The organism is Neptuniibacter sp. (assembly GCF_024231755.1).
In the GTDB taxonomy this organism is placed as follows: Bacteria; Pseudomonadota; Gammaproteobacteria; order Pseudomonadales; family Balneatricaceae; genus Neptuniibacter.
Window position 1 is genome coordinate 1 of sequence record NZ_JAAEQH010000123.1, and the last position, 26359, is coordinate 26359.

Annotated in this window: 29 protein-coding genes; 16 read left to right on the forward strand and 13 right to left on the reverse strand. The window is 45.4% G+C overall.

Annotated features, from left to right (window positions below):
• The 6 genes from soxA to GY843_RS07245 form a co-directional block, all read left to right on the forward strand.
• A partial coding sequence (soxA, locus tag GY843_RS07220; protein WP_297308022.1) for a sulfur oxidation c-type cytochrome SoxA occupies window positions 1-820 on the forward strand: 820 nt, incomplete at its 5' end.
• Between the two features lie 15 nt (window positions 821-835).
• The gene (locus GY843_RS07225; RefSeq protein ID WP_297308023.1) at window positions 836-1258 is read left to right on the forward strand and encodes a hypothetical protein; all 423 of its coding nucleotides are present in this window, start codon (window positions 836-838) and stop codon (window positions 1256-1258) included.
• 95 nt (window positions 1259-1353) lie between these two features.
• Window positions 1354-3129, forward strand: coding sequence for a thiosulfohydrolase SoxB (soxB, locus tag GY843_RS07230; RefSeq protein WP_297308025.1), 1776 nt, complete (start codon window positions 1354-1356; stop codon window positions 3127-3129).
• 109 nt (window positions 3130-3238) lie between these two features.
• A complete protein-coding gene (locus tag GY843_RS07235; protein WP_297308027.1) occupies window positions 3239-3907 on the forward strand; it encodes a hypothetical protein in 669 nt (222 codons plus the stop codon).
• A gap of 109 nt (window positions 3908-4016) precedes the next feature.
• Window positions 4017-4703, forward strand: coding sequence for a hypothetical protein (locus GY843_RS07240; protein ID WP_297308030.1), 687 nt, complete (start codon window positions 4017-4019; stop codon window positions 4701-4703).
• A 9-nt stretch (window positions 4704-4712) separates the two neighbouring features.
• Complete coding sequence (locus GY843_RS07245) at window positions 4713-5240, forward strand: elongation factor P hydroxylase (protein WP_297308032.1); 528 nt, start codon at window positions 4713-4715, stop codon at window positions 5238-5240.
• 123 nt (window positions 5241-5363) lie between these two features.
• On the opposite strand, the gene GY843_RS07250 is transcribed toward GY843_RS07245, so the two are convergent.
• Window positions 5364-5654, reverse strand: coding sequence for a hypothetical protein (locus GY843_RS07250; RefSeq protein ID WP_297308034.1), 291 nt, complete (start codon window positions 5652-5654; stop codon window positions 5364-5366).
• A 198-nt stretch (window positions 5655-5852) separates the two neighbouring features.
• On the opposite strand from GY843_RS07250, the gene GY843_RS07255 reads away from it, so the two are divergent.
• A protein-coding gene (locus tag GY843_RS07255) for an IS3 family transposase (protein ID WP_297308036.1) occupies window positions 5853-6973 on the forward strand; the annotation gives its coding sequence in 2 pieces (ribosomal slippage) (window positions 5853-6105 and window positions 6105-6973; 1122 coding nt in all).
• A gap of 116 nt (window positions 6974-7089) precedes the next feature.
• On the opposite strand, the gene GY843_RS07260 is transcribed toward GY843_RS07255, so the two are convergent.
• Together GY843_RS07260 and GY843_RS07265 are read right to left on the reverse strand one after the other, a co-directional pair.
• Entirely contained in the window at window positions 7090-7422 is a 333-nt protein-coding gene (locus GY843_RS07260; RefSeq protein WP_297308037.1) for a hypothetical protein, read from the reverse strand.
• 102 nt (window positions 7423-7524) lie between these two features.
• Entirely contained in the window at window positions 7525-8538 is a 1014-nt protein-coding gene (locus tag GY843_RS07265; RefSeq protein ID WP_297308039.1) for a GlxA family transcriptional regulator, read from the reverse strand.
• A 90-nt stretch (window positions 8539-8628) separates the two neighbouring features.
• Here GY843_RS07265 and GY843_RS07270 point away from each other — a divergent pair, with 90 nt between their 5' ends.
• A complete protein-coding gene (locus tag GY843_RS07270; RefSeq protein WP_297308041.1) occupies window positions 8629-9735 on the forward strand; it encodes an NmrA family NAD(P)-binding protein in 1107 nt (368 codons plus the stop codon).
• Window positions 9736-9806: 71 nt separating this feature from the next.
• On the opposite strand, the gene GY843_RS07275 is transcribed toward GY843_RS07270, so the two are convergent.
• From GY843_RS07275 to GY843_RS07305, 7 genes are all read right to left on the reverse strand, one after another.
• Window positions 9807-10283 (reverse strand): copper chaperone PCu(A)C, encoded by a 477-nt coding sequence (locus GY843_RS07275; protein WP_297308043.1) that lies wholly within the window; start codon window positions 10281-10283, stop codon window positions 9807-9809.
• A gap of 12 nt (window positions 10284-10295) precedes the next feature.
• Complete coding sequence (locus GY843_RS07280) at window positions 10296-10889, reverse strand: SCO family protein (protein WP_297308045.1); 594 nt, start codon at window positions 10887-10889, stop codon at window positions 10296-10298.
• 26 nt (window positions 10890-10915) lie between these two features.
• On the reverse strand, window positions 10916-11416 hold the full coding sequence (locus tag GY843_RS07285) for a hypothetical protein (RefSeq protein WP_297308047.1): 501 nt from the start codon (window positions 11414-11416) through the stop codon (window positions 10916-10918).
• Window positions 11417-11496: 80 nt separating this feature from the next.
• Window positions 11497-12519 carry a GTP-binding protein gene (locus tag GY843_RS07290; protein WP_297308050.1) on the reverse strand — a complete coding sequence of 341 codons (1023 nt, stop codon included), beginning with the start codon at window positions 12517-12519 and terminating at the stop codon, window positions 11497-11499.
• Entirely contained in the window at window positions 12512-13402 is an 891-nt protein-coding gene (locus tag GY843_RS07295) for a DMT family transporter (protein WP_297308054.1), read from the reverse strand. The genes GY843_RS07290 and GY843_RS07295 overlap by 8 nt, the downstream gene beginning before the upstream one ends.
• A 754-nt stretch (window positions 13403-14156) precedes the next feature.
• The gene (locus tag GY843_RS07300) at window positions 14157-14873 is read right to left on the reverse strand and encodes a methyl-accepting chemotaxis protein (RefSeq protein WP_297308056.1); all 717 of its coding nucleotides are present in this window, start codon (window positions 14871-14873) and stop codon (window positions 14157-14159) included.
• Entirely contained in the window at window positions 14870-15700 is an 831-nt protein-coding gene (locus GY843_RS07305; RefSeq protein WP_297308058.1) for an MCP four helix bundle domain-containing protein, read from the reverse strand. The genes GY843_RS07300 and GY843_RS07305 overlap by 4 nt, the downstream gene beginning before the upstream one ends.
• 449 nt (window positions 15701-16149) lie before the next feature.
• Between GY843_RS07305 and GY843_RS07310 the strand changes: the two genes are divergently transcribed.
• The 3 genes from GY843_RS07310 (at window position 16150) to GY843_RS07320 (ending at window position 18525) form a co-directional block, all read left to right on the forward strand.
• Window positions 16150-17121: an alpha/beta hydrolase gene (locus tag GY843_RS07310; protein ID WP_297308060.1), complete on the forward strand. Its 972-nt coding sequence runs from the start codon at window positions 16150-16152 to the stop codon at window positions 17119-17121.
• An 89-nt stretch (window positions 17122-17210) separates the two neighbouring features.
• On the forward strand, window positions 17211-17570 hold the full coding sequence (locus GY843_RS07315) for a DUF2255 family protein (RefSeq protein ID WP_297308062.1): 360 nt from the start codon (window positions 17211-17213) through the stop codon (window positions 17568-17570).
• Between the two features lie 52 nt (window positions 17571-17622).
• On the forward strand, window positions 17623-18525 hold the full coding sequence (locus GY843_RS07320) for an AraC family transcriptional regulator (RefSeq protein WP_297308064.1): 903 nt from the start codon (window positions 17623-17625) through the stop codon (window positions 18523-18525).
• Window positions 18526-18677: 152 nt separating this feature from the next.
• Here the strand turns inward: GY843_RS07320 and trpB are convergent, their stop codons facing one another.
• The 3 genes from trpB to GY843_RS07335 form a co-directional block, all read right to left on the reverse strand.
• Window positions 18678-19880: a tryptophan synthase subunit beta gene (trpB, locus tag GY843_RS07325; protein WP_297308066.1), complete on the reverse strand. Its 1203-nt coding sequence runs from the start codon at window positions 19878-19880 to the stop codon at window positions 18678-18680.
• 209 nt (window positions 19881-20089) lie between these two features.
• The gene (locus GY843_RS07330) at window positions 20090-21739 is read right to left on the reverse strand and encodes a methyl-accepting chemotaxis protein (RefSeq protein ID WP_297308068.1); all 1650 of its coding nucleotides are present in this window, start codon (window positions 21737-21739) and stop codon (window positions 20090-20092) included.
• Between the two features lie 180 nt (window positions 21740-21919).
• Window positions 21920-22225, reverse strand: coding sequence for a hypothetical protein (locus tag GY843_RS07335; protein WP_297308070.1), 306 nt, complete (start codon window positions 22223-22225; stop codon window positions 21920-21922).
• Between the two features lie 128 nt (window positions 22226-22353).
• On the opposite strand from GY843_RS07335, the gene pdxB reads away from it, so the two are divergent.
• The 5 genes from pdxB (at window position 22354) to GY843_RS07360 (ending at window position 26351) form a co-directional block, all read left to right on the forward strand.
• Entirely contained in the window at window positions 22354-23490 is a 1137-nt protein-coding gene (gene pdxB, locus GY843_RS07340) for a 4-phosphoerythronate dehydrogenase PdxB (protein ID WP_297308072.1), read from the forward strand.
• Window positions 23491-23571: 81 nt separating this feature from the next.
• Window positions 23572-24279, forward strand: a complete 708-nt coding sequence (locus tag GY843_RS07345; RefSeq protein ID WP_297308074.1) for a flagellar brake protein — start codon at window positions 23572-23574, stop codon at window positions 24277-24279.
• Complete coding sequence (locus GY843_RS07350) at window positions 24272-25384, forward strand: ATP-NAD kinase family protein (protein WP_297308076.1); 1113 nt, start codon at window positions 24272-24274, stop codon at window positions 25382-25384. The genes GY843_RS07345 and GY843_RS07350 overlap by 8 nt, the downstream gene beginning before the upstream one ends.
• A gap of 98 nt (window positions 25385-25482) precedes the next feature.
• Window positions 25483-25683: a hypothetical protein gene (locus tag GY843_RS07355; protein WP_297308078.1), complete on the forward strand. Its 201-nt coding sequence runs from the start codon at window positions 25483-25485 to the stop codon at window positions 25681-25683.
• 98 nt (window positions 25684-25781) lie between these two features.
• Window positions 25782-26351, forward strand: coding sequence for a hypothetical protein (locus GY843_RS07360; protein ID WP_297308080.1), 570 nt, complete (start codon window positions 25782-25784; stop codon window positions 26349-26351).
• Window positions 26352-26359 lie beyond the last annotated feature (8 nt).

The following is a 26359-nucleotide window of genomic DNA, read 5'->3' on the forward strand; positions in this document are numbered from 1 at the left end:
ATCTCAAATGACCTACGCAGCGGATTCCGGTTTCGACATGAAAACCGTTAATCCTGAAGCGGATAGGATTGCTTTACAGAACTACTTCAAGTCTCGTTTCCCTGAGTCTGAGATTGCAGATTACGTTAATGGTATCTATGCAGTTGATGCAGCCTCACGTGAACAGTGGGAAGAGCTGGAAGAGTTTCCTCCATATGAGTTTGACGTAGAGAAAGGTGAAGAGCTGTTTAATACACCTTTTGCAAACGGCAAAGGCTATGCTGATTGTTTCGAAAACGGTGGTATTGGTATTCGCCAGAACTTCCCATACTGGAACAAAGAGGAAGGTACCGTTAAAACTCTGGAACAGGAGATTAACGAGTGTCGTGAAGCGAATGGCGAAAAACCTTTGAAATGGGGTAAAGGCGAAATCGCGCAGATTTCTGCGTACATGGCCTGGACTTCCCGTGACAAAGTTTTCGACATTCAGATTCCAGCAGATGATTCACGTGCGATGGCGGCATATCTGGACGGTAAAAAGTTCTTCTATGCTAAACGTGGTCAGCTGAACTTGTCCTGCGCAAACTGTCACGTTCAGGGTACAAACATAGCGATTCGTGCGGACCTGCCTAGTCCACAGCTGGGTCACGTAACACATTTCCCTGTGTTCCGTTCTAAGTGGGGTTCTCTGGGTACACTTCACCGTCGTTACAGTGGTTGTCATAAAGATTCCCGTTCTTGGCCATTGAAGCCTCAGGCAGAGAGACTGCGTAATCTGGAATATTTCCAGACTTACATGTCTAACGGTCTGATAGCGAATGGTCCTGGTGCACGTAAATAATTGGAGGGTAGCAAAATGAAGAAAGGTTTGATTATTGCTGCTGCTCTGGCACTAGCACCAACATTCGCAGCGGCGGAGACTTTCCAGGAAGCATTTGAAATGAACCGTGCGATGTACGGTAAAAATCATATGTTTACCTGGAATGGCAAAGAGTACTCAACTAATCACCAGGAAGAAGTTGAGGCATCGGTAGAAGCGACTAAAGCTAATGCAGAAGATCTGCTAGCTAAAGCAAAAGCCAAAAACAAAGAAGTGGCTGAGCTGGGTTTCGAATGGAAACTTACTCGCGGACTCCTCAAAGACGCAAAGAAGGCGATCGATGGGGGTGAATACCAGAAAGCGCTGGATCTGGCCGCACAGGCTAAGTACCACGCGCGTATCGGTATTCAGCAATACCACTATGCTCAAAAGAACTGGCATCTATCAGTACCTCAGTAAGGTGAACTGACTAGAAGCCTAAGAAAATGCCTGCCGTTCACACAGTGACCGCAGGCATTTTTTTACCCCAAGACAGAATATTAGGGTGATTTAATATGTCTATGACACGCCGTGAGTTTGCCCGTTTGCTGGGTATGGCGGGTGCAGCAGGAGTGCTGCCTGTTACCGGTTTTGCTGCCAAAAAACAGCCGGGTGAACTGTACGAAGTACCTAACAGCGGTAATGTTCGTCTGCTGCATATGACTGACTGTCATGCGCAGCTGCTACCCATCTATTTTCGTGAGCCCAATGTAAACATTGGTGTTGGTCCTGCGCTTGGTAAGGCACCTCACCTAGTGGGTGACAAACTGCTTAATCATTTTGGAATCGCACCGGGCACTCTGGAAGCCCACGCTTTTTCTTATCTGAATTTCGGCGATGCAGCCAGCCAGTACGGTAAAGTGGGTGGTTTCGCTCATCTTAAAACACTGGTGACTCGTCTGCGTGAAAGCTACGGCGCAGATAATACACTGCTGCTGGACGGTGGTGATACTTGGCAGGGTTCAGGTACAGCCTTTAAAACCCGTGGTATGGATATGGTAAAAGCGACCAATGAACTGGGCGTGGATATCATGACCGGTCACTGGGAGTTTACTTACCATCAGGAAGAGATTCTTAACAACATCAAAGCCTTCAATGGTGAGTTTCTGGCAAACAATATCTTTGCCACGGAAGATGCGCTGTTTGATGGTGCAGATGAATACGTTTATGACGAAGATAGCGGTCACGTGTTCAAGCCGTATACCATCAAAGAGATGGGTGGCGCACGTATCGCTGTGATCGGGCAAGCGTTCCCTCGTACTAAGATCGCTAACCCTGCTCGTTTTATCCCGGATTGGACCTTCGATATCTATGACAGCGAAATGCAGGAACTGGTTGATCAGATCCGTGCTGAAGAGAAAGTCGATGCTGTCGTGGTGATCTCGCATAACGGTATGGATGTGGATATCGCAATGGCATCCCGCGTATCCGGTATCGATGTGATTTTGGGTGGTCATACCCACGATGGTATGCCACAGCCAACCACCGTGAAAAACAACGCAGGCCAGACCCTGGTTTGTAACGTGGGTTCTAACGGCAAATTCCTGGGTGTCATGGATATGGATATCCGTAACGGTAAGGTTCAGGGCTATAACTACCGTTTGTTACCTGTGTTCTCTGAGATCCTGCCTGCTGATCCGGCAATGGCTAAGCTGATCGACGAGATCCGTGCGCCGCACATGGATTGGCTGAGCGAAGAGTTGGCATTGGCTGATGAGGTTATGTTCCGCCGTGGTAACTTCAACGGTACATTTGATCAGTTGATCTGTAATGCACTGATGGACGTTAACAATGCGCAGATCTCACTGTCTCCGGGCTTCCGTTGGGGTACAACGGTGCTGGAAGGTCAGAAGATTACTATGGAGCACGTTCTGGATCAGACTTGTCTGACTTATCCGGAAACCTACGTACGTCCGATGAAAGGCTCCGAACTGAAGCTGATTCTGGAAGATGTTGCTGACAATATCTTTAACCCAGAACCATACCTGCAGTCTGGTGGTGATATGGTACGTGTCGGTGGTTTTGATTATATCTGTGATCCGTTGCAGCCGATCGGTAAGCGTATTACCGAGATGACACTGGATAACGGTGAGAAGATAGAAGCTAACAAGACCTACACTGTTTCCGGTTGGGCGACAGTGGGTGCCAAGTCCGATGGCCCGATTATCTGGGATGTTGTTGCAGAACATCTGCGTGACAAACAGGTCGCACGTATTGAGAAACTGAATACACCAGTTCTTAAGAACGTAGCGGATAACCCAGGTATTGCAGGTTACAGCAAAACTGTTTAACCCTTATTGAGGGCCTGCTATGAAAAGCCCCTGCTTTAACAGAGCAGGGGCTTTGTTGTTTCTGAAATCTCAACTATGCTGTGAACATGTCAAATAGTTGAGTAAAATAGTGCGATATTTTGTAAGTGTTTTTGGTTTACTTCTTTTCTTTCAAATTTTCTTTCAAAGTAAACTGTACGCAACCACCGTCGTTGAGGTACTTGCTGTAGAGTATCCCCCTTTCACCACCAGCAAAGTTGAGAGCAATGGGGTTTCATTCCGTTTGTTAAAGCAGCGTCTGGAAGCGGTAGACCAATTCCAGATTAAGCCGCTTTTTCTTCCCCCTGCACGTTTACAGCAAAAAATTAAACAAGGGGATTGGTGTCTCAGCTTTTATCCTGCTCCAGTGACAGATAAGACTAGGTTTCTAGCCCTTGCAGAGCAGCAATTCAAAATAGGTCTTTATCATAAACTCAATGATCCTTTAATTAACTGGACTCAGCTTGAAGAGCTGAAAGGGTATCGAGTGGCGTTACTACGTTCAGATAGAAGCAGTCAGCTATATCAACGCTTTATTAAATCTGGTTTGAAACCAATATTTGTCGACGAAATCAGCCAGGGTCTTAGAATGCTTCAGATGGGTAGAGTAGAAGTTGCCCTAGGGGATGAGCACCTTAAAAGTTATGTTTGGGTGGAGTTAAATAACCTTGAGGGTATCGCTTTCGCAGAAACCGCTTTATTCCAAACTCAGATTGGTGTTTTCGTTAATCAGGATTGCCCAATTGCGCAGCTTATGTAGAGGACAAACAGTGCTACTTTCAAGCTCAGCATAATAGGTTAGAATAGCCGCTCGTGATCATTGCATCTGGAGCGAAGCGGTGTCTATTTCAAGGTTATTCTTCTTATCGATGATTCTGTTTTTAACTGCCTGTGGTTCATCAGGGGTGAAACCGGAATCTACGGAACAAGCTCAGGCTGAGCAGCAGGAAACGGCAATCAATCCGCAAAGGCAGATTACAGACCGTTCACCACAAGCGAAAAAGCAGCAGGTTATTGAGGAACCGCCTAGTGAGTTGGATATGATCGCCAACCGCCTGACTGCGGTTCAGGATCATCTGCTCCAGATCAAAGCGCAAAGCGCTGAGATGCAACTGCAGAACCAGGCATTGTTTGTACAGTTACAATCACTGAAAACCGGCCTTTTTGATGCAGATGCTGCAACTACTAATGCTAAGGCTAATGGACAGCAGGGCGATCCAGAAGCCTTTAACTCAGTGCTAGATCAAATCACCATGATGGCGAATGAGCTGAGCAGTCAGGTTCAGGATGGCCCCTACCGTGTTGCTTCCTCGTACACCTCTAAAGGACAGTGGGTACTGATCCGCTACCACCGTTATTCGGGAGAAACATGGCTGGCAGATCAAGGCCAGTGGAACCTGCTTGAAGAGAGCGGTACCCGTACAACTTCGGAATACGAAGTTACAGTGTTACGCGCTGACAAAGATGTAAAAGGTTATGTTGCCTCTCGTATCGACCGTATTAGTGGTGATACATGGTGGCTGAAACAGAATACCTGGCAACCCTACCTAAACTAAGTGATATAAGTGAAAGAACCCGTAGTAGAAGAGCTGATTGAACTGTTCAATAGCCTGTTTAAAGAGACCTACAATACAATCTTAGTCCGCGGAGATGATGAACCAATCTATCTACCCGCTGATGAGGAGAACCCTCACAACCGCGTAATCTTTGCCCACGGCTTCTACGCCAGTGCGCTGCATGAGATCGCCCACTGGTGTGTTGCTGGTGCTAAACGCCGTGAGCTGGTCGACTTTGGCTACTGGTATAAACCCGATGGCCGCACTGCCGATGAACAGGCTGAGTTTGAAAAGGTTGAAGTACGCCCCCAGGCTTTTGAATGGCTAATGTCTCAGGCTGCAGGGCATAAGTTTCACTTCAGCGCCGATAACCTAGCCTCCGATATTGGGGCCAGCAACTCGTTTAAAGAAAATGTTCACTCAATGGTCCATCAACTAATAGATGGGGAAATGCCGGAAAGGGTGGGGTTGCTCGTTGAGGCGTTGATGAAGCAGTCAGGTAAGGAAGGACTTACTAAGGCGGAGTTTCAGCTGTAAGAGCACGCTCAGCGAAGCTCAGCTACGAGTAGCTAGAACTCTTTCGGCTGCTAGTGGCTAGGAAAAAATGGGCAATGGTCAGGGCTAATCTACTTTAGTTATCAATAAGATTTCGAAGAGAGATTACTCCTGAATCAAACCATTCTTTTTCAATGCAACGTAAATTCTTTTACTCGTCTTCCCTAACCTATGAACATCTCCAAGACTGGGCTGTTCATCTTGTTTAATTCGGTATTCCCATTCTTCAAGCTCTGTATCCAGGTATTCAATCAGCTTTTTCGGGCAACCAGTACAAGGTCCATCGCATAGTTGAGAAGGTGGTATATCAAATGGAATAACAGCTCTGACCTGCTCAATCAGGTTGGTCATTGCCACAGATACATTGGGCTTTCTGGCTTTTTCTTTGCCACTCATCTCACCTGCCTTTAGGTACTGATAAGTTAACCCACACCTGAAACGCAGGCATGTCGATGCGAAAGCACCAGCTATTATTATCCCTCGAGAGCGATTTACTTGTCAGTATCTTTAAATGGGTAAGAGTATATCTGGTTCTACCCCGATTTGTCGGACACCTAGTTAAGAGTAGATAATCTACTTTAACGAGGTGTTTAGATGTCCCATTCCCGAAGAAAATATTCCGAAGAATATAAGCGTGAAGCTGTTGCTCTCGCTCTCCAGCCTGAAGCCAGTATTGCAGAAGTGGCTCGTGGTTTAGGCATTAATGCAGGCAACCTTCATCGCTGGATTAAAGAGTATGAAGCACCTGATAAAAAAGCATTCACAGGTCATGGTAATCCCCGTGATGAAGAAGTCGCAAAGTTGAAGCGTGAGCTTGCCCAAGTTAAGAAGGAACGAGATTTTTTAAGAGAAGCGGCAGCGTACTTCGCCAAACAACCCAAGTGAAGTACCACATGATTGAACGCTGCCGCGATGCATTCCCTGTACGAATGATGTGCCGTTTGCTGAAGGTATCTGCCAGCGGCTATTACGACTGGCGTACTCGCAAGCCTAGCCAAAGACATCAAGATAATGCGCGTTTAAGCCGCAGGATAAACCAGCTCCATCAGGCCAGTGATGGTGTATTTGGTAGCCCTCGTATATGGGAAGAGTTCCAGTATGAAGGGGAGCGATGCAGCCTCAATCGCGTTGCTAGGCTGATGAAGGCCAGTAACCTGGTTGGAATACCGTCGATTAAGCGATGGCGTAAGAAAAAGTCAGGGGAACGCCCTGACTACGTACTCAACCATTTAGAAAGAGACTTCACGGCAGCTCTGCCTAATGTGAAATGGGTCACTGATATAACCTATATCCCGACGAGGGAAGGATGGTTGTATCTGGCTGTTGTGATTGATCTGTACCACGGAGTTGTTGTGGGTTGGTCTATGAGTCAAACGATGGAGAAACTGCTAGTTATCCAGGCAGTGTTAATGGCTTTATGGCAGAAAGATCATGGCAATCCCGTTGTGCTGCACTCTGATCGTGGCTCTCAGTTCACCAGCTATGAGTACCAACGCTTCTTGTCAGATCACAATGTGATATCAAGCATGAGTGCAGTGGGTAGTTGTTACGACAACGCAGCAGCAGAAAGCTTCTTCGGTCTTCTAAAACGAGAAAGAGTGAATAGACGAAATTACCGAACCCGATCTGAAGCAAGGTCAGATGTATTTGATTATATCGAACGATTTTATAACCAGAGGAAAAAGCGTAAGCTGACTCAGAACGCTCTTAACTGACCGTCCGAGTTATCGGGGTAGAACCAATCTGTGTCTTTATTCTAGTAGCGAGCCTAGTCACATTAATGAGAGAAGGGCTTTGATCCATTAACTGCCTTTAACGGTTTAAGAGTGGCTTACCAATTCTTAAACAGCAACCCGTCGATCTCTTCCCACACAATCTCATCATTAAGACTGCGCACAATCTCAATCGACTCGTTCAAGTCAGCATGTTTAGTAAATGAACCTTTACGTTCATGCATCGGTACATCCACCAGAATCGAACCGTCATCTTCAACCATAAACTGCAGCATCAGATTGTTCTTATCAATCAAACCAACAAAGTTATCCGGCTCATTCAGCATACTCTGCATATGCAGAACTACGTTCTCTAGGGTTTCAGATACGGCTTCATCCGAGCGCACATGTTTATCTGTAGAATAGTTGGTGTAGAAAAATTTAAATGGCATTGGGTAGAGCCTTAATGCTGACTGGAAAAGTTATATTATAACTTATGGCGGTCTCTTCTGACCTTGTTTATTTCTAACACTTGCTAGAAATAAAGCGGTTACTCAGAGTCTGCCCCCATTATCTGCACTAGAAAATGAACGCCTGTACTCTTTCGGTGCTAGGCCTACATACTTCTTAAACAAGCGCCTGAAATAGCTGACGTTTTCGTAGCCTACTGAATTAGCAATGTGGTCGAAGGATGCGTTTCCCGTTGCTAATAATTGTTTGGCTTGTTCAATCCTTAGTAGCTGAATATAGGTGACCAGTGTCTTCCCGGTTGCCTGTTTAAATCTACGGTTAAGTGTTCGTGGTGTTAAAGCAACTTTCTTGCAGACCTCTTCGGTGGAGACTTCTCTGTTCAGGTTTTCTTCAATAAAAGATTGGCACTTTAAGATCTCTTGATCGCCATGCACTTTGTTAGCAATAAAGGTCTTGAAGGTAGACTGCTTGCGGTGGGAAAGATCGACCAAGGTGCATCTGGCGGTCTGTAAAGATACTTCCTGCCCACAGAAATTTTCGATCAGGGCCATAGTTAAATCCTGATCGGCACTGACGCCTCCGGAGGTAATAACGCTATCGTTGTCAGCTATGATCAGGTCTGTATCTAGATTTACTTTGGGAAATGCAGCTTCAAATTGAGGAGCTAAAGCCCAGTGTGTGGTTGCGGTTTTATGATCCAGTAGGCCTGTTGCTGCGACTAAAAAGGCTCCTGTGCAGATGCTGGCGATAAGAGAACCTTGTTCATGCATCCGTTTAATATAGTGAACACGCTGCTGGAATGAGGGGCTATCAGGGTTAATTAGCATACCTTCAGATGGAACGATAATCAGGTCATAAAATTCGCTATCGTTAATACTGCAGTGAGGTGTCAGTTCTGCTCCGGCTAGTCCGGTGATCCTATTACCATCAATACTTGTGATTTTAACTTCAAAGGGGGGTTCTGGCTGTTGGCCAACGAGTATATTCCAGAAGACACCTGCCTGAATCAGCATATCAAAGGGGCCAAAGATTGTTGAAAACAGTGCGTTTTCGCTGGCGAGTATGTTTACTTTGAATGTTTTCTTATCGTGGCGCATTTGGACTTTTTTTGTCGTAAATGAGTCTTATGGCTCATGGTAGAGCATGACAATATCTTCAGCAAGTGAACAGGCAATATGAGGTGAGTCATGCGTCATCCCACGAAACAACAGAAAATTCTTGTGACTGCAGCGAACGGTCATACTGGCTATACAACAGCAAAGGCATTACTGGAGGGGGGGCTTCCCGTAAGAGTGATGGTGCGAAATACGGATTCCGAAAAGGTTGAGAACTTAAAGGCATTGGGGGCGGAAGTTATTCGGGGTAATCTGGATGACTATCGGGATATTCAAGCTGCGCTTATTGATGTTCAACGTGCATATTTTTGCGCGCCATTTGATCGTAATGCCTTATTAAAAACAGCTAACTTTGTGATTGCTGCAGAACAGGCAGGGCTTGAGCATGTGGTGTATATGACCCAGTGGCTGGTGGCTGCAGAGCATCCCGCCATAAATACACGGGAACAGTGGTTAGGTAAGCAGATTGCGATGCTGCATAACCGTGTGGGTTATACCTTTATTAACACTGGGCTATTCAGTTTTACTTACTTTTTTACCCTGCAGATGGTGACCCAACTGGGGATCTATCCAACGCTTTTAGATGAAGACCAGCTTGGCATTGTTGGGTTGAATGCGCCGCCTTCGGAAGAGGATCAGGGACGTGTTATTGCTCAAATTCTGAGTGATCCTGAATCTCATAACAGACAGACCTACAGGATAACCGGACCAAAGTTAATCTCTCATAAGGATGTCATTGATACTTACTCAAAAGTGCTTGGCCGAAATATCAAGCCGATGCATATTTCAAAGAAAATGCTATTCAAGTCGCTCACAGCGATGGGGTTTCCAACTTATCAGCTTTTAAATGTTAGCCATTATCTGGATGATTTAGAGCAGGGTGCTTTTTCATGTGATGGCGGAGTAACTGATGTGGTTAAAACCATTACAGGCTCTGAGGCAGAAAGTTTTAAAACAATTTTAAAGAGAGAACTGGATCAATCAAATTTGCGGGATCGCTCCTTCTCTAAAAGGATATGCGCATTACGCTTTTTCTTAAAAATGTTAATGACCAAAGCACCGGACCTTAGCGACTATGAGACACAGCAGGAATTTCCTGCGTTCTTCGAGCAACCTGTTTTGGCTATGAGTAATCCAAAATGGAAAGAGGAACATGGTTTGGCAGGCCGCTCGTCATAGCAAACAAGTGATCTGCATGGATGATAGACAAAAAAGCCCGGTCAGTACCGGGCTTGTATGAGTATGTATGATCAGTGGTGATGGTGGCCGCCACCATGACTATGGCCTTTCATGCCATCCATTGCTTTCTTAACAGGAACTGTGAGTGTTTGGGTGCTGCCGTCTGAGAATTTCAGTGTCAGGTCGATCTCCTGACCTTCTGTCAGATCATTATGCAAACCGATCAACATCACGTGAAGTCCACCCGGCTTAAGAACAGTGGAGCCTGCAGCGGGAACGTTGATCTGCTCTACCTTGCGCATTTTCATTACGCCATCTTGGTTAATATGGTTATGCAGTTCCACCGCTTTGGCTGCACTAGACTCAGCTGCAACCAATGCGACTTCGTTATCATCAGTATTCTTAAGTGTCATAAATGATGCTGTAATCATCTGCCCTGGAGGTACAGCACGGGCATAAGCATCTTCCACGCTGACTTCTGCAAGCGCAATGCTAGAAAGGCTAAGAGTTGCCAGAATGCAGCTCTGTTTCAGGAGAGATTTGATCATTATTTATTCCTATTAAAGTAAACTGCGAATCTCTTCAGCCAGTTGTTTTGGGCTGGTGGAATGTGTCAGTGCCTTAGCCAGTTTGCCTTGTTGATCGATCAGATAAAGTCGGGAAGAGTGATCCACCGCATAATCCATAGCTGAGTCTTTCAAATCCACCATTCGATAGAAGGCGCCGTATTGTTTTACGATCTGGTCGATTTTGGCGCGGTCAGGTGATGTGGCTCCACGGAAATTAGGGTGGAAGAACTGGGCATATTTGGTGAGCTTCTCAGGTGTATCCCGGTCTGGGTCTACGCTCATAAAAATACCGGCAACTTGCTTTTGCTCCTGTTCTGAAAGTTGCTTCAGACCCTGTGATGCCACGGCTAATGCCGTTGGGCAAACGTCTGGGCAGGAGGCATAACCGATAAAGAATAGGACAACCTGTCCACGGAAATCAGATAGTTTTAGTTCGCCCTGTACTGACTGCAGAGAGAACTCGCCACCTAGTTGCTCACCAAGCGCGATACGTTGATCAACGGGTTGTGGACGGAAGTAGAATGCGATAGCTACGCCTACTAGCATCATTACACTTAATAGCAGGAGGTTACGCAGTGTTTTCATCGGTATTAATCCTTACCTCTTGCTGGCTAGTGGGCTTTAAATTCAAAATCGGCCTGGGTGATCTGACCATTGGCTTCGGTTATCACCGATGTTATCCATGTCATCTCACCGGTAGTGCAAACAGCAAGGGTTACTTCACCTTGCCAGATATTGTCACTACCCGGTACCGGGTTAAGCATCACTTGGTTGATGCCCATATACATATCTTTGCCTTTCAGATCGAGCATCACTTGATCCGCTTTACTACTACCCAGTGACACCTCAAATAGTAGCGGCACAGCTGATTTGATCTGCTCGGACTTTATACTCAGGCTGATCTGTTGACTATTTTCTTCAGTTCCTGCCGTCGCAACACAGCTACTGCTGGTCAAGTCGCACCCGGGAGCTGAATGCAATTGATGAGTTTGTGGGGGCGTCTTTTGCACCAGCTCCGGCAGAACCAAGAGAGAAACCAGAGCAGCGATTGCGATAATTACAATAGCGGCTTGAAGGAGAGGTGAGGCTTTACCCTTGGCTGTTTCTGTCATTTCTGCTGTTTTCCGAGTACGCGGTAATTTTACGTGTTTTGCCTATGATAAAAGAAGTGACAAATTGTCGCACGGTGGGTTCACGATCCGATAATAAAAGCTTTAAGTTCTGCTTCTATCTGCTGCCAGTTTTCCGATTGAACACTGATGATTTCAACCCGGCTATCACGCCGGTAGGCGATAGGTGAAACAGTGGTGTCATCCTGAGTACGGTTATAGAACTGCCAGCCTTTATCGGTGTGGAAGACACCTTTAATTCTCTGCATATCCAGCTTATTCAGATACTCGAAAAGTGCTGTGCTTGTAAACCGATCTTCTGCAGCGAATACCCAACCACAACTATGCATGCCGTTACCAGTAGCTGATTTTAAAAGGGGCTGTCTGGGTTGAGGTTGCAGCTGGAAAAGTAATGGCGGGGTGGGCGTGTTTTCTTTTGCTTCACTTGCTATACGCTCCTGATCATGGGTATTTGGGAACTGACTACTTAAACCGTCACTTCTCATATGATCAAGAAGGGAGATACTGATCTCCCCATGGATAGTATCGAGTACCTGCTGTTTTGCAGGGTAAAGTTGTTCTGTAAAGGAGTGAGCCGATTTGAGCTGTTCCGGTTCAGCCAGATCCGTTTTATTGATCAGTACAATATCTGCGAGGTTAAGCTGATCCTGAAAAGTAGGGTGCTCATTTACCTCTTGCTGTGAAAGCGCGCGCGGATCCAACAGGCAGATTACAGATCGCAGATCCAGAACCTCTCTAAACTGATCACTTAGCAGGCTATCGATAATGCCTGCAGGGTGCCCAATACCTGTTGGCTCTATGATCAGACGGTTTGGACGGGTTTCACGTATCAGCGTCGTTAGTGTACTGGTTAGGGCGGGCCCCAATGCACAACAGATACAGCCACCGACCAGTTCTTTAATAGCTATACCGTCAACATCCTGCATAACGGTTTGATCTATCCCAATCTGACCAAACTCGTTAACCAGAATTGCCCAGGATTCATCTTCAGGTTTTTGCCTAAGCAGGGAGTTGATCGCTGTGGTTTTGCCTACACCGAGAAAACCAGTAATGATGTTTGTTGGGATATTGCTTAGCTTAGACACTCTTTTTCTTCCATTTTAATACACCGGGTAATTGTGATAACAACATACCAAATAGCATTAATGTGCAGCCGATCATTCCCGCTGTACGGAACTGCTCATTCAGGATTAACCATCCCCCAAATGCGGCAGCGACTGCTTCCAGGCTCATAATGATTGCAGCATGGGCAGGTGGTGCGTGCTTCTGTGCCACGATCTGCAAAGTGTAAGCGATACCTACAGAGATTAACCCTGCATAGGCGATAGGTGCCCACGACCGGGCTGCATTTTCAAATGTGAAACTATCTGCTTCCAGAAAGAGAGCAACGATACCGCTTAAGGATGCGCACACCAGAAACTGCGAGATCGCCAGACGTAGGTTGTCTACTTTGGGAGCTAGTTTAGCGATGAGTAGTACATGTGCAGCCCAGCAAACGGCACCCAAGAGTTCTAAGACATCTCCGATATTTACTTTGCTCAACTCATGAAAGCTTAAGAAATAAAGGCCAATAACAGCAACTGCCGCACCTACCCATGTGTTTAAAGTGGTGAGTTGCCCAACAAGTAAGCCAAGCAGAGGGACAAATATTATATATAAGCCTGTAATAAAGCCGGCATTACCAGCGGTCGTGAATACCAATCCCGCTTGTTGAAAAGATGCACCGGCGAATAGGATCACCCCCGCAAGAAACCCGCTTTTCATTAGGGTAGTAGGGCAATGATCAGTTTTAGTTTTAAAAAAGTAGAGAAGTGGCAGCAGTGAACAAGCACCTAGTAGAAAACGACAGGCATTAAATCCAAAAGGACCAAGAAACTCGACTCCCAAACGCTGCGCTACAAACGCAAATCCCCAGATAAGAGCAACGATTAGAAGGATAAAATCGGCTTGGATTTTTTTAGAGTTCATCTGTTTTCATCTAAGGGGATCTAAAGGGAGAATGCTAACGCAGAGCCGGTTTGGAGGAAATATAAAATAATATATAAAAATGTTGTTGCAAATCATTCTCAGTAACATTATTATCGGTATCGCTCATAAGTGATAGGCAATGACGACCTCACCTCACTCAACATTGCCGAAAATTGTAGTGATCTCCTACGCTCACAGGAGATCACTACAGACATCGATTTTCCCCCTCGAAAGTCTTTGTCAAAGGCAGACTCTCACCGGTCTGGCGTCTCCCTCCAAAGCCGGATCATCTGATCCGGCTTTTTAATTTCTGTTTTTATATGAACATAAAAAACAATAAAAATATTTGATAATAGTGTTGTAAATCATTCTCATTCGTATATTATTGGTTTTAACACGTCAGGCGGCAGGCTCCCCTCACTAGCTGTGCCGCAATGCTTTTTAAGATTGCATGTTCGTGTATGTGTTTCAGCTCTCGCCTCCGCAGGCTGATTTTGGAAGGTTCTCTAATACAGGTCTTTCAAGCACATGGCTCTTGTCATTGAAGCAAATTGCTTTTCGGGCTCCATTTGGAGCCCGTTTTTTTATCCGCAAAAAATATTCTCACTTATCTATTCCCTCATACAGAAAGCAGGTAGCTAAACCTAAAGATATTTGTATTGCTTAGAAAAGCGGAAAGAAAAGGAAGTGATAGTTTGATGGAAATGTGGCTACCGAAGGAATTCAGTAGCCACATTTTTTAGAGCGTCTAACTTTAAGCCGTCTTGAATTGAGAGACTTTGGCATTCAGGTCTACGGCTAGGCGAGAAAGTTCCTCACTGGCAGCAGATAGTTGGGAAGCACCTTCAGAAGATTCCTGTGAGGCGTCATTAATCGCTACCAGAGAGCGGTTAATCTCTTCCGCCACACTGGTTTGCTCTTCACTAGCAGAAGCAATATGAGTATTCATATCGGTGATCATGCCAACAGATTCTGAAATCCCCTGCAGAGCATCACCTGCTTCAGCAGCTCTGCTACCGGCTTGTTCTGCTTCCTGTTGGCTTTGTTCCATTGCTGTAACAGCAGAGCGAGTTCCTGACTGTAAACGTTCGATTGCTTGCTGTATCTCAGTTGTTGATTGTTGAGTACGTTGTGCGAGTGTCCGTACTTCGTCCGCTACAACGGCGAACCCACGCCCTTGGTCTCCGGCACGTGCCGCTTCGATAGCTGCGTTAAGTGCCAACAGGTTGGTTTGTTCTGCAATATCGTTAATAACGCCGATGATTGAGCCGATGCTTTCACTATCATTCTCTACAGCACGTATTTTTTCCGATACCTCAGAAACATTACCTACCAAGGAATTGGTGGATGCCACAGCACTACCCACAATTTCATTGCCTTGCATGGCTTGATCCTGCATTGAGCGGGTTTGCCCATCCGCTTGTTCAGCATTGCTCGCAACATCCTGAGAGGTGGAAACCATCTCATTCATAGCGCTAGCAACCTGTTCAATCTCCAGACGTTGGTTGCTAATATTCTGGTTAGCATTTTATTGAAGTTGCCACTTATCATAGAAAGTTCATCACTGCCTTTAACCTCTATCTGAGCGGTCAGGTCTGAACTTTCTGCAACACGTTCAACAGCCTGGTTAAGGTTATCCAAAGGCCCTCTGATAGACCCATAAAGCAGTTTGCCTATAACAACCAACAAGGCAGCTACAGCAACACCCAGGGAGGCCATGACAACTATGGCGGTATCATAAACCTCACTAATTGTATTGCGCTCTTCACCAGCGACACTGAGCTGAAGGCTGATCAATTCGGCAATTTTTTCACTGATAGGATCGATAGTAGTGTATAGCGGGCCATCGTAGTCATTCAGCATGCCAGTTAGATTGCCTGAGCCTAAATTGGATAAAGCTGTTTCAACTTCATCCAGTGATTTGTTAGCAGCGGCAAATAAACCTTTAGCCTCATTGGCAAGTTGTGCCTCCTCAGCAGTTAGGGCAGTAGCCATATACTTCCCCCATTTTTGCTCAATTTCAGCTCGCGCGCTTCGAATTCCTTTGAGTGCTTCATCGCCAGTGATTATGCCAGCGTTGGCTTTGTTGACTGCATCAATTACAAAAACCGCATAGTCATCTGCGATTATCTTGAGATCTTCAAGTGGTACAACTCTGTCATCATAAATCCGGCCTACGCCGTCATCAGCTTGTTTAAGTTCACTCAGTGATGTGATGATAAGAATGATAATACCCAATACGGGTAAGAAAGACGTCAGTATTAATTTACTGCGTATTGATAGATTACTTAAAAGCATTATGGCTTGTCCCCACAGCATATAGCTTTAGATAATGCTCCTCCGTGACACGACAAACTGCATATCCCTATACAACTGGATAGAGATAAAACGTAACCCCCGATACGGATTAACCCTCACCTTAGTTATAGCTATGGGACATGAGTTTACAAGTCTAATTTAGCAATTCTGATTATTAATTATCCTAATTAGAGAAAAAAATTAAATTTTGCTTAATAAACAATCAGTTATTTAGTGATTGTTTAAGAAATTTAGGTCTCAAATACAGGTATAAAACGTGTGGTTTTAGGTGTGGTTTAACAGAGTATTTTTTTAGTTTTTTGGCCTCGAAAATTAGTTATTAAGAATGTCTCCGCTGTTTTGTATACAACAAAGGGTGTTTTGTTTATTAACTGATAACCGCTCTCTCCATAAGATATCCGCATATCTTAACTATCAGGAGAAAGGCTATGACTTTCCTTGCTGCTTTGAAGGCTGGAATCAACGAAATTACTTTTGCATCGAAAACAGTGGCCGGTGATCTGATGCTGGCAGGACTGTTATTTCTTCCAGAGGGTTTTGACCCAAACCAGACTTACCCTGCAGTAATCTTTTCGCCACCATTTAATCAGGTGAAGGAACAGACCGGTGCTGTCTATGGTCGACACCTGGCAGAGAAGGGTTATGTAACCCTGGTTTTTGACCATGCCGGTTATGGTGATAGCGAGGGTGTTATCAGAAACAACGAAAACTCATTTGTGAAAATGGACAGTATTCGTGATGCGATCAGCTTTACAGGCACTTTACCTTTCGTAGACAAAGATAAGCTATACGGTCTGGGTGTTTGTGCTTCTGGCAGTTATATGGCACTGGTTGCAACTACTGACAAGCGTTTGAAAGCCATTGCGACTGTATCCGGGATGATGGGTAATCAGGCAAGCTATTTTGCAACTATGGATAGGGAAATGGTTACCGGTTTGATTGCTATGCAGAATGCAGGCCGTCAAAAGGCTTATGAAACTGGCAAGATTGATTACGTTGATGCGCTAGGTTTTGAGGCTGAAATTCCAGCCATAAAAGAAGGGGCTGCACCAAGCGAAGGATATGATTATTACATGACCGAACGTGCAGGGGCTGAGACTTATCCAAACTATAACCATCTAGCGCCTTCATTTATGTTAGAAGCGCCAATGTTGGCTGACGCACAATCCTATGCGCCTTATCTATATACACCTTATATTGGTATTGTCGGTTCTAAAGCGATGGACCCGGCCAGCGGTATTTTGGCAACAGGACCATTGACTAAAAACTATTATGACCATGCCTCAGAACCCAAGCTGTTTGTTGAGATCAACGGTGCTTCCCATGTCGACCTATATGACAAAGATGAATATGTCACTCTGGCAGTAGATAAAATGGATGAGTTTTTCCGTCAGTACTAACCCCATCGTTATTTGAAAAGTACCTGCCATCATTCCCTTCAGTGTTGGCAGGGCTTTTGTCTTCGTAGAAACACCGGAGGTAGATATATATGGATATAGTGAAACTGATTAACTCTTATAGAGTTCACCAGATTCGTGCTGGTGAGAAACATCGTTTTGTTGATATCTCAATTGTCGAAGTGAATGGTCGCTTCTTTGTCCGGCAGTATAAGTTTGCTAAACGCAGTTGGTATGATGCCTTTATTGAGAATCCTATCGGTGCTATCAAATGCGGTGAGACTGTTATTCCTATTGAAGCCAAAGTGCCCAATGATAAAGAACAGATAAACCGGCTGGTGAACCGTGCCTTTTGGAAGAAGTACAGTTTGATCTACGGTTTAATGAGACTCGGATTCAATACAAAGAAGCATGAAGCTTCAACATTAGAGCTTATTTCCAGCTCAGTGTAGCCACTGGGTAAATGAGTAGTTCAGTACTACCCTGAGGTAGAGGGAAACAACTATGACGCAGAAGTTACATTTCTCAAGTTTGCATGATTATCACCAGTATCTGGGCTTAAGTGCTCCGGAGCATCCTCTGTTTTCCGTTGTCAGTATGCAATCGGATACAACAAATGAGGTTAGTTGCTCCGGAGGTGATATAGAGATCAGTTCTGACTTTTATTCTATCAGCCTCAAACATATCATTGAGGGCGATATCTTCTATGGCCGGACTAAGTATGATTTTAGAAATGGCAGCTTAATCTGCATGGCACCCCGGCAAGTTGTTCGTATTAAAGGATTAATAGCTAAAGCTAATGCCAGGATAGTGCTAATTCACGAAGACTTTTTACGCGGTACTTCGATTCAGAAGAATATAGAAGGTGCCAATTACTTTTCCTATGCTATTAATGAGGCGTTGCATCTATCCCCTAGAGAGGAAACCTTAATAAGCGGGATTCTCGACACTCTTGAGCAGGAGTATGAGCAGAACCATGATGCTTTCAGTAAGGATATTTTGATCTCGCAGCTTAATACCTTACTGACTTACGCAGAACGCTTTTATCAACGCCAGTTTCAGCAACGGAAGGAGAGTCAGACTACATCGTTAGAAACCCGCTTTAATGACACTCTTAAAGCTCTGCCATCTGATCAGATGCCGTCAGTGGAAGACATAGCAGGTCAGCTGAATATGACACCCCGTTATCTGAGTGATGCTTTGAAACTAGAAACAGGCCATACAGCGTTGGAGAATATCCATATCTACCAGATCGATCGGGCAAAAAACTTGCTGTTGGGTTCCGAGGATTCAGTAGCAACTATCGCCTATGCGCTTGGCTTTGAATATCCACAATACTTTTCTCGACTCTTCAAAAATAAAGTGGGAATGACACCCACAGAGTACCGTGAACAAACAAGACACTAATAACGAATAAATTTTCTTTCTAATACGTGTTGTGTGCAATAAGCGTGCGGAATTATGGAAAGGTTTGGCATGAAGTCAGAAAGGACTAGATATATCACCAATCAATAACTGATTGATGAATAAGATCTAATCCTTTCTTTGTGTTTTTGGAATTACAGCCCTAGCTTGTCTGCAACGTAGTCGGCGTCTTTATCACCACGTCCAGATAGGTTCACCAGAATCGCTTGATCTTTGGAAAGCTTAGGTGCTTTACGCATCGCCCAAGCAACAGCGTGGGAACTTTCTAACGCAGGGATTATGCCTTCAACCTGAGAAAGAGTCATAAAGGCATTAAGGCATTCCTCATCGGAAGCAGTTTCATACTGAACACGGCCCAGTTCTTTCAGGTAGCTGTGTTGTGGACCTACCCCAGGGTAGTCCAGACCGGATGCGATTGAGTGAACTGGCATTGGCTCACCGTCTTCAGTTTCTAGAACATAGCATTTCATGCCGTGTAGAACACTTGGCTTACCCAAAGTCAAAGTCGCTGAGTGCTGCTCGGTATCCAGACCTTTACCTGCAGGTTCAACACCTACGATATTTACCTCTTCATCATTGAGGAAAGCGGTGAATAGGCCCATGGCATTAGAACCACCGCCTACGCAGGCTGTGATGAAATCAGGTAGCTTGCCTTTTTTCGCCTGGAACTGTTCGCGAGCTTCATTGCCGATGATGCTCTGGAAGTCACGTACCATTTTCGGGAATGGGTGTGGGCCAACCACTGATCCGATCGCGTAGATAAAGTTAACCGGATCTTTCAGGTACTCTTCAAACGCGCTATCTACTGCATCTTTCAGAGTAGCTGTTCCGCGGGTAACCGGGATTAGGTCACAACCCAGGATTTTCATCTTGGTTACGTTTGGATGTTCTTTTTCGATATCAACCTGGCCCATGTGGATTTCACATGGAATACCTACCAGGGCGCAAGCTGTTGCCAGTGCAACACCGTGCTGACCTGCACCTGTCTCTGCGATAACTTTGGTTTTACCCATATATTTAGCAAGAAGGGCTTCACCCAGGCAGTGGTTTATCTTGTGAGCGCCCGTGTGGTTCAGGTCTTCGCGTTTCAGGTAGATCTGTGCACCGCCCAGTTTGTCACTCAGGCGTTTTGCGTGGTATATCGGACTTGGACGGCCAACATAGTCAGCAAATAGCTGATCCAGTTCCTCTTGGAACTCGGGTGTCTGGCGGATCTCTTCGTATGCGTCGTTGATCTCGTCCATGATCTGTTTCAGCTCAGGTGGGATCTCCTGTCCACCGAATTCACCAAAGAAGCCATCTTTATTCGGCATTTCTGCGTATTGGAATTTACTCATCTCTGTTCTCTTGGCCGTTTGAGTGATTATTGTAATTATAAATATAGTTAAGAGGTTAATTATAAAGTTATGCGGTTGCTTGTGAAGGTATTAATAGTAATAAAAAACCGCTGTATGTGCCTACAGCGGTTTGATAAGGGTAGGCCTACAGCGGTTGTCTAGAGTGCCCACAGCGGTTCTAAAGAGAGCCCACAACGGTTGTTAGAAACTTAGTGATTATCTGGCCAGTAGCCGATACGTAAACCACCCCAGTGACGACCATTCAAGAAGATTGGTACTGAGAGGTCGTGCATGATTTCACCAGTGTCACGTTTATAAGTCTGCAATAGCATAGTGTCAGTATGACAGCCACAACGTGCACCAGTGCGGTCGTTAAACAAGCGCTTACTACGGCTTTTAACAAGGTCAGTATCGAAATCACCTGTCGGAGGATTAGCGAACTGGTTATTGTGAGTAGGAACAAAGCCGTTAGGATCGGTAACAATCGCATAGACCATGGATTGATGCTTGGACAGCGCTGGTTCCTGAATACCTGGGAGTACCTGATCAGTAAACTTATCGTACTGAGTATGGTATTTCTGCGGGTTGGTGCCCTGAACAGGAATATAGTTACGATCAAACAGGGAAGCGTCGCTCATCTGACCGCTGCTGATAGCCCGTTCAAATGCTTCAGTAACCTGATCCGCGGTATCACGTGCAATCTGATAGAACTGCTGGTGATAGTTCTGATCGGAAGCTGTAGCTAATACCGCATTGGAGTATTCAGCTGCTTCCATAAGGGCAGCAGCCTGACGAGCTAGCTGTTGCACTTCGTCATCACTCTCTTCCAGTTCGTGGCGAACGGTTTGCAGAGAGGTGAAGATTGTTTCCAGGTTAACCCGGTTGTTACGGGCACCTTCAGCAATTGTGGAGATTTGTGCTTCTACTTCAGCAGATTGTTCAGAAATACCACCGAGTTGATCGCTGATCTCTTCCATCGCAGAGGTGCCTTGTTCAACGTCGCTGGACAGGGTCTGGATGCGGGATACTACCTGCTGAGTTTCAGCGCGGATCTCATCAACGATAGTTTCTACTTCGCCGGTTGCACTGGCTGTACGGGAAGCCAGTTGGCGAACCTCATCTGCTACGACCGCAAAGCCCCTACCGTGATCACCGGCGCGGGCTGCTTCAATTGCTGCGTTCAAGGCTAGAAGGTTAGTCTGTTCTGCAATCTCTTCGATTACTTTGGTCACATCCTGAATTTTCAGGGATTTTGCATTGAGTTGTTCAATCAGTACCAGTGTTTCAGCAGCTTGAGAGTTCAGCTCACGAATATTAGACATCGCTTCAGTCAGTGCCTGCTTACCTTCGACACCGGTGTTTTTAGCTTGAATAGCCATATCCGCCGCAATTTCAGCTTGTTGGGCTGATTGCTGTACGGTCACGGTCATCTCTTCAGAATTCTGAGCAATCTGGGACACTTCTTTAACCTGAGTGTCTAGCTTAGTTTTCAGTGTGTCTGCTGAAAACGAAACTTCTGCAGCTGATACCGCATTGTCGTTAGCGCTTTTGGAAAGCTTTGCCCCAATGTCATCGGCACTGCTGTTTCTGCTGAAAATATCGCCAAAAAGAGATGGTAATAGTTCTAGTCGATTGGTTTCTCCAGCGTTGACCTGCTGAACCTCACGGCTGAGTTTACCTAAGAGCGATGAGTGAATGACGAGGAGGCTACAGCCTGAGGCAAGTAGAGACGCTATAGCTACAATCAGTAGCATGGTTGTATCTGCACCAGAGTAAAACGCACCACCTACAGCGATGGCTGTAACAACGGCAGCAGAGAATAAGCTTTTTACGTAGAATCCAGAGAGAGATCCACTCATATCTTTTTCCCGATATCTTTTTGTTATTTATGAGGGTTTTTTCACTTACTCTTTATACGAGTATCTGCAATATAGCATTAGGGTTTGCCCTGAAATGCTGTACTTTAGTATGGATAGTGGCTGATTTTTACACAAAATAAGCCTGTATTAAGTTGAGTGATTGTTCAAACGGGGAAAATACTAGGATTGTGCTGCTGGAACAGAGGTATCTATAGAGGATGGAGAGCTTTCATGAGAAAGGAAGAAATCGAAACCTAATTGAGTTTCCTGACGAGCTAAGCGCCGGAATCCATCTGCTTTACGTTGCTTACTAAGCTTACGTACGAGCTTACGTGCTTCGTCATAAGATGAAGCAACATTATGACGACAAGACGAGATATCAAGAGCAGCATTGCCCCAGCTTTGCGTGACGATCCAGTCACCGATCAGATCCTGATACATCCTGACAATGTAAAATTCCTGGTTTTTTTTCCAGCGAGAGATCAATTTCGGTTTGTCCTGAGTTTATATTTAAGCTCTCTTTACAGAGGAAGCCACACGGCTGCTAGAGGTCTGTTAGAATGCGCGCATTGAGCCTGATAATCTATGTGATGTAAAGCCCGGAGACCAAGAAATTGCCAAGCCCAAAACTCAAAATAGTTGCTGATGAGAATATGCCTCAGGTTGAGGAGATTTTTTCAGAGTTTGGTGGAGTAATTTTGCGCCCAGGACGTAATCTTGATGCCGCGGAATTATATGATGCTGACTTGTTACTGGTGCGTTCAATTACACAGGTTAATCAAGCATTGCTGGGAAATAGCACAGTGAATTTTGTAGGCACTGCGACCATCGGTACTGATCACATTGATAAAACCTACCTTCAACAAGAGGGGATTGGTTTCAGTAATGCTCCGGGTTGTAATGCGGAAGCGGTAGTTGATTATGTTATCAGCTCAATTTTCAGTTTGGCGCAAGAGCAGGGCTTTGCACCAGAGAACCGAACTTATGGCATTGTTGGTGTTGGCAACGTCGGTAGCAGGTTACAAAAGCGTTTGCAGCAATGTGGATTTAATGTGCTGTTGAATGACCCTCCACGAGCCAAACAAGAAGCGGGCTTTGTCGAACTGGATCAGTTGATAAGTGAAGCCGATTTTATCTGCTTACATACACCGTTAACGCGTGAGGGTGATTGTCCAAGTTATCACCTTTTCTCCGAAGCAGAGCTTAAACGCCTTCGACAAGGGGCAGTGCTGTTAAATGCCGGTAGAGGCCCTGTTATCGATAATCAGGCTCTGTATCAAGTTGGACAAGAACGTCCCGACTTAAGTTTTGTGCTTGATGTTTGGGAGCACGAGCCATCGGTCGACGGGGAGCTGGCGCAACGTTGTAGTCGTGTATCTCCGCATATAGCGGGTTATAGCCTGGATGGGAAAATTCGTGGCACCTATATGTTGTATCAGGCTTACTGTGAACATATTGGTCAGTCTGTTAATAAGCGACTTGAAGATTTCCTACCTGAGCCAGAACTAGCCCATATCGATCAGAGTGACTTGACGACTCTGCAGCTGATTCAGAAAGTCTACGACCAGAATATTGATGACAAGAACCTGAGAGATACCATGATTCACCCAGAAGATAAGCAGCGTGAAGCGTTTGATCAACTGCGAAAACAGTATCGTGTACGGCGTGAGCTATCATCTCTCACTATTCATAATCCTAAGCAGCCAGAACTGCTTGCAGCGATGGGTTTTCAGCTCGCAGATAATGAGTAAATCCCGTAAGCTATAGCGTATTGATAAAGCACGTTATTTTCCGCACAAGAATAACCAGAAAAGAATAATAAGTTACGCTGAATGGCAGAAGCACTTGAACAGCTGAAGAACGTCCGTACTCTGGCTGAATTAAATCCTCGTATTGGTGAAAAAGTACAGATCGAAACGCGTACTCCACGTGGCCGGTATTCTGTACAACTCTTAGGCTATCGCGAAGCAAGTAGTCTGATGGTTTCTGCGCCAAAGAAGGCCAGCTCTATTAACGAGGGCGCCCGTGTAACTGTAAGGCTGATGAGCGGAAATTATATCTGTGCTTTCAGTGCAAAGGTTCTGAAAATTCAGTCCAATCCTTATCCGTACTGGCATCTGGAATACCCCAAAGATACTGAAGTTCGCCGTATTCGTAGTCATACCCGAGTACCCGTTAATCTGGTGGTTTCTGTCGATGAATACGAACCGGATAGTGGACTGCGCCATGACTGGCCGGTAACTTCGTACTGCACTGATATCAGCATCAAAGGTGCTTGTGTTGATGCGCCTGTGGCTTTGGGTAAAGTGGGTGACAAACTGTTTGTGACTACCCGTTTTCAGGTAGCGGGTGTTGATCAAGTAGTGCTTACCCCTGCTTTGATTCGTAGTGTGACTCCTTCAGAAGAGGGGATCACCAAGGTCCTTAGCCACGGTCTTGAGTTTCTGGAACTGGATGATGAAACCCATCTTATCCTGACCAGTTTTGTATACCAACAGTTCCTGATTGAAACGGGGCATTTGGAGATCGTAAGTGTTTAAGCTTGGTCTAATTATCAACCCGCTGGCGGGTGTTGGCGGCAGTGTTGCACTTAAAGGCAGTGATGGCGAGGAGACAGCACGTAAGGCTTTGGCGTTAGGTGCTGAGCCTAAGGCGGGTGTCAGAACCCTTCAAGCTTTAGAAACACTGACTGGTCTTGACGTGAAGATTATTACCTATCCTGCAGAGATGGGTGCTGATATCGCATCACAGGCGGGCTTTGATCCACAGGTGATTGGTCAAATTGAATCCGGCCATACCTCGGCGAAAGATACGATAGAAGCGGCTAAAGCTCTGGTTTCCGAAGGCGTCGATATTGTCTTATTTGCTGGTGGCGATGGTACAGCTCGCAATATCTGTGAAGCGATTGCTGAAGAAGTGCCTGTATTAGGTATCCCTGCGGGAGTAAAAATCCATTCAGGAGTTTATGCGGTTACCCCAAAAGCGGCGGGCGAAATTATTGCTATGTTGGTTAAAGGGGAGTTGGTCACATTGGGTGATCAGGAAGTGCGCGATATTGATGAGGACGCCTTTCGCCAAGGTACGGTTCGCGCTAAATATTACGGTGAGCTACTCGTACCGCAAGAGCATCGATTTTTACAACATGTTAAGAACGGTGGTCGTGAGTCCGAAGAGCTGGTGCTAGATGATATAGCTGCCGATGTTATTGAGAAAATGGAACCTGATGTTTACTACGTGATGGGTTCTGGCTCAACGGTAGCTGCAGTTATGGAACAGATGGGTTTGCCTAATACATTGCTGGGTGTGGACCTGATTCGTGATAATGAACTGATTGCCAGTGACTGCACCGCGCAACAGCTGCTTGAATTCACCGAAGATGAAGAGTGCCAATTGGTCATTACATTAATCGGTGGGCAGGGGCATATTATCGGTCGTGGGAATCAACAGCTCAGCCCTGAACTTCTGAAACGGATAGGCAAGCAGAACATCAACGTCATAGCGACTAAAACTAAACTTACTAAGCTGGAAGGCCGCCCTCTGATTGTTGATAGTGGAGACCCAGAGCTTAACCGACAGTTGTCTGGTGTGATCCCGGTTACTACCGGATATCACGATTCTGTGCTTTATCGCGTGGCAGATTACTGATCTATCCCCTATTCTGAAGGGGTAACCTATGAAATGGGCTTACCCCTATGCTTTTACATCTACTCGAATTTCTGTTTTTATTAGTGGCGCCTGGTTGGATGCAGGATCGCACGCCCGATGAAGGACACTTCTATCGTCGTTTCTTCACTAAGAAACACAGAGCTAAACGCAGTAAAGCAAAGCTGTTATGGATTGGTATGCTGTCGCTGATGCTGTTGTTTCCATACCCACCTCTAATCGTAACTATGTTCCTGTTTACTACATTTTTGACCTTCAGTTTGATGGATGAAACAAACTGAAATATTTTTGTCACCTATCCTAAACCTTCTTGTCACATTGGTTCAGTACAGTCTTCGCCAGAATTTTAAGTGTACTGAATTTCAATGAGGCTTCTCCCATGAAAAAACTGATTACAGGCGCACTGGTTGCAGGTGCTATGGTTGCTCTGACAGGCTGTCACACTCACCAGGCTAAGCCTGAAGCAGTTGAAAAAAAGGCTGCTGTTAATCTAAACAACGATGATCTGTACGAAGTAATGCATGAAGGTCGTCACTATGTATTTGATGATTTTGCTACTTATCAGTCTTTTCTGACAGTTGGTGAAACTTCATACCGTAAAGTTTTCATCGCGGGTGGCCCAAAAGGTGAAACACTGGTATTCGGCCTGACAGGCAAAGATAAGAAGAAGACTTCCGGTATCGCTGGCATCGATATGTACAACGGTAAGCTGGAAGCTGCTGAAAGCTTCTACGGTGAAATGCGTGGCGAAGATGGCCGTCTGTACGTATTCAGTACACTGGAAGATATGGAAGACGTACGTACTGTAGGCGAAGCTCCATACCGTTTCACTCAGATCGCTGCAGGCCCACAGGGTCAGACAGTTGTATTTGTACTGAACAAAAGCAACAAGAAAAAACAGCCTGTTGCTCTGATGGCTAAGTTCAAAGAGATGAACAACATGAAGTAAGTTTTACT

What these genes read in the sequence shown, in the direction of transcription:
- GY843_RS07315 (WP_297308062.1), top strand. Translation starts at nt 17,211, where the DNA reads ATGGATATAGTGAAACTGATTAACTCTTATAGAGTTCACCAGATTCGT.
- soxB (WP_297308025.1), top strand. Translation starts at nt 1,354, where the DNA reads ATGTCTATGACACGCCGTGAGTTTGCCCGTTTGCTGGGTATGGCGGGT.
- GY843_RS07320 (WP_297308064.1), top strand. Translation starts at nt 17,623, where the DNA reads ATGACGCAGAAGTTACATTTCTCAAGTTTGCATGATTATCACCAGTAT.
- GY843_RS07305 (WP_297308058.1), bottom strand. Translation starts at nt 15,700, where the DNA reads ATGCTTTTAAGTAATCTATCAATACGCAGTAAATTAATACTGACGTCT.
- GY843_RS07250 (WP_297308034.1), bottom strand. Translation starts at nt 5,654, where the DNA reads ATGAGTGGCAAAGAAAAAGCCAGAAAGCCCAATGTATCTGTGGCAATG.
- trpB (WP_297308066.1), bottom strand. Translation starts at nt 19,880, where the DNA reads ATGAGTAAATTCCAATACGCAGAAATGCCGAATAAAGATGGCTTCTTT.
- GY843_RS07260 (WP_297308037.1), bottom strand. Translation starts at nt 7,422, where the DNA reads ATGCCATTTAAATTTTTCTACACCAACTATTCTACAGATAAACATGTG.
- GY843_RS07225 (WP_297308023.1), top strand. Translation starts at nt 836, where the DNA reads ATGAAGAAAGGTTTGATTATTGCTGCTGCTCTGGCACTAGCACCAACA.
- GY843_RS07265 (WP_297308039.1), bottom strand. Translation starts at nt 8,538, where the DNA reads ATGCGCCACGATAAGAAAACATTCAAAGTAAACATACTCGCCAGCGAA.
- GY843_RS07300 (WP_297308056.1), bottom strand. Translation starts at nt 14,873, where the DNA reads ATGAATGAGATGGTTTCCACCTCTCAGGATGTTGCGAGCAATGCTGAA.
- GY843_RS07275 (WP_297308043.1), bottom strand. Translation starts at nt 10,283, where the DNA reads ATGATCAAATCTCTCCTGAAACAGAGCTGCATTCTGGCAACTCTTAGC.
- GY843_RS07355 (WP_297308078.1), top strand. Translation starts at nt 25,483, where the DNA reads ATGCAGGATCGCACGCCCGATGAAGGACACTTCTATCGTCGTTTCTTC.
- GY843_RS07280 (WP_297308045.1), bottom strand. Translation starts at nt 10,889, where the DNA reads ATGAAAACACTGCGTAACCTCCTGCTATTAAGTGTAATGATGCTAGTA.
- GY843_RS07330 (WP_297308068.1), bottom strand. Translation starts at nt 21,739, where the DNA reads ATGAGTGGATCTCTCTCTGGATTCTACGTAAAAAGCTTATTCTCTGCT.
- GY843_RS07270 (WP_297308041.1), top strand. Translation starts at nt 8,629, where the DNA reads ATGCGTCATCCCACGAAACAACAGAAAATTCTTGTGACTGCAGCGAAC.
- GY843_RS07285 (WP_297308047.1), bottom strand. Translation starts at nt 11,416, where the DNA reads ATGACAGAAACAGCCAAGGGTAAAGCCTCACCTCTCCTTCAAGCCGCT.
- GY843_RS07240 (WP_297308030.1), top strand. Translation starts at nt 4,017, where the DNA reads ATGATTCTGTTTTTAACTGCCTGTGGTTCATCAGGGGTGAAACCGGAA.
- GY843_RS07360 (WP_297308080.1), top strand. Translation starts at nt 25,782, where the DNA reads ATGAAAAAACTGATTACAGGCGCACTGGTTGCAGGTGCTATGGTTGCT.
- GY843_RS07310 (WP_297308060.1), top strand. Translation starts at nt 16,150, where the DNA reads ATGACTTTCCTTGCTGCTTTGAAGGCTGGAATCAACGAAATTACTTTT.
- GY843_RS07345 (WP_297308074.1), top strand. Translation starts at nt 23,572, where the DNA reads ATGGCAGAAGCACTTGAACAGCTGAAGAACGTCCGTACTCTGGCTGAA.
- GY843_RS07295 (WP_297308054.1), bottom strand. Translation starts at nt 13,402, where the DNA reads ATGAACTCTAAAAAAATCCAAGCCGATTTTATCCTTCTAATCGTTGCT.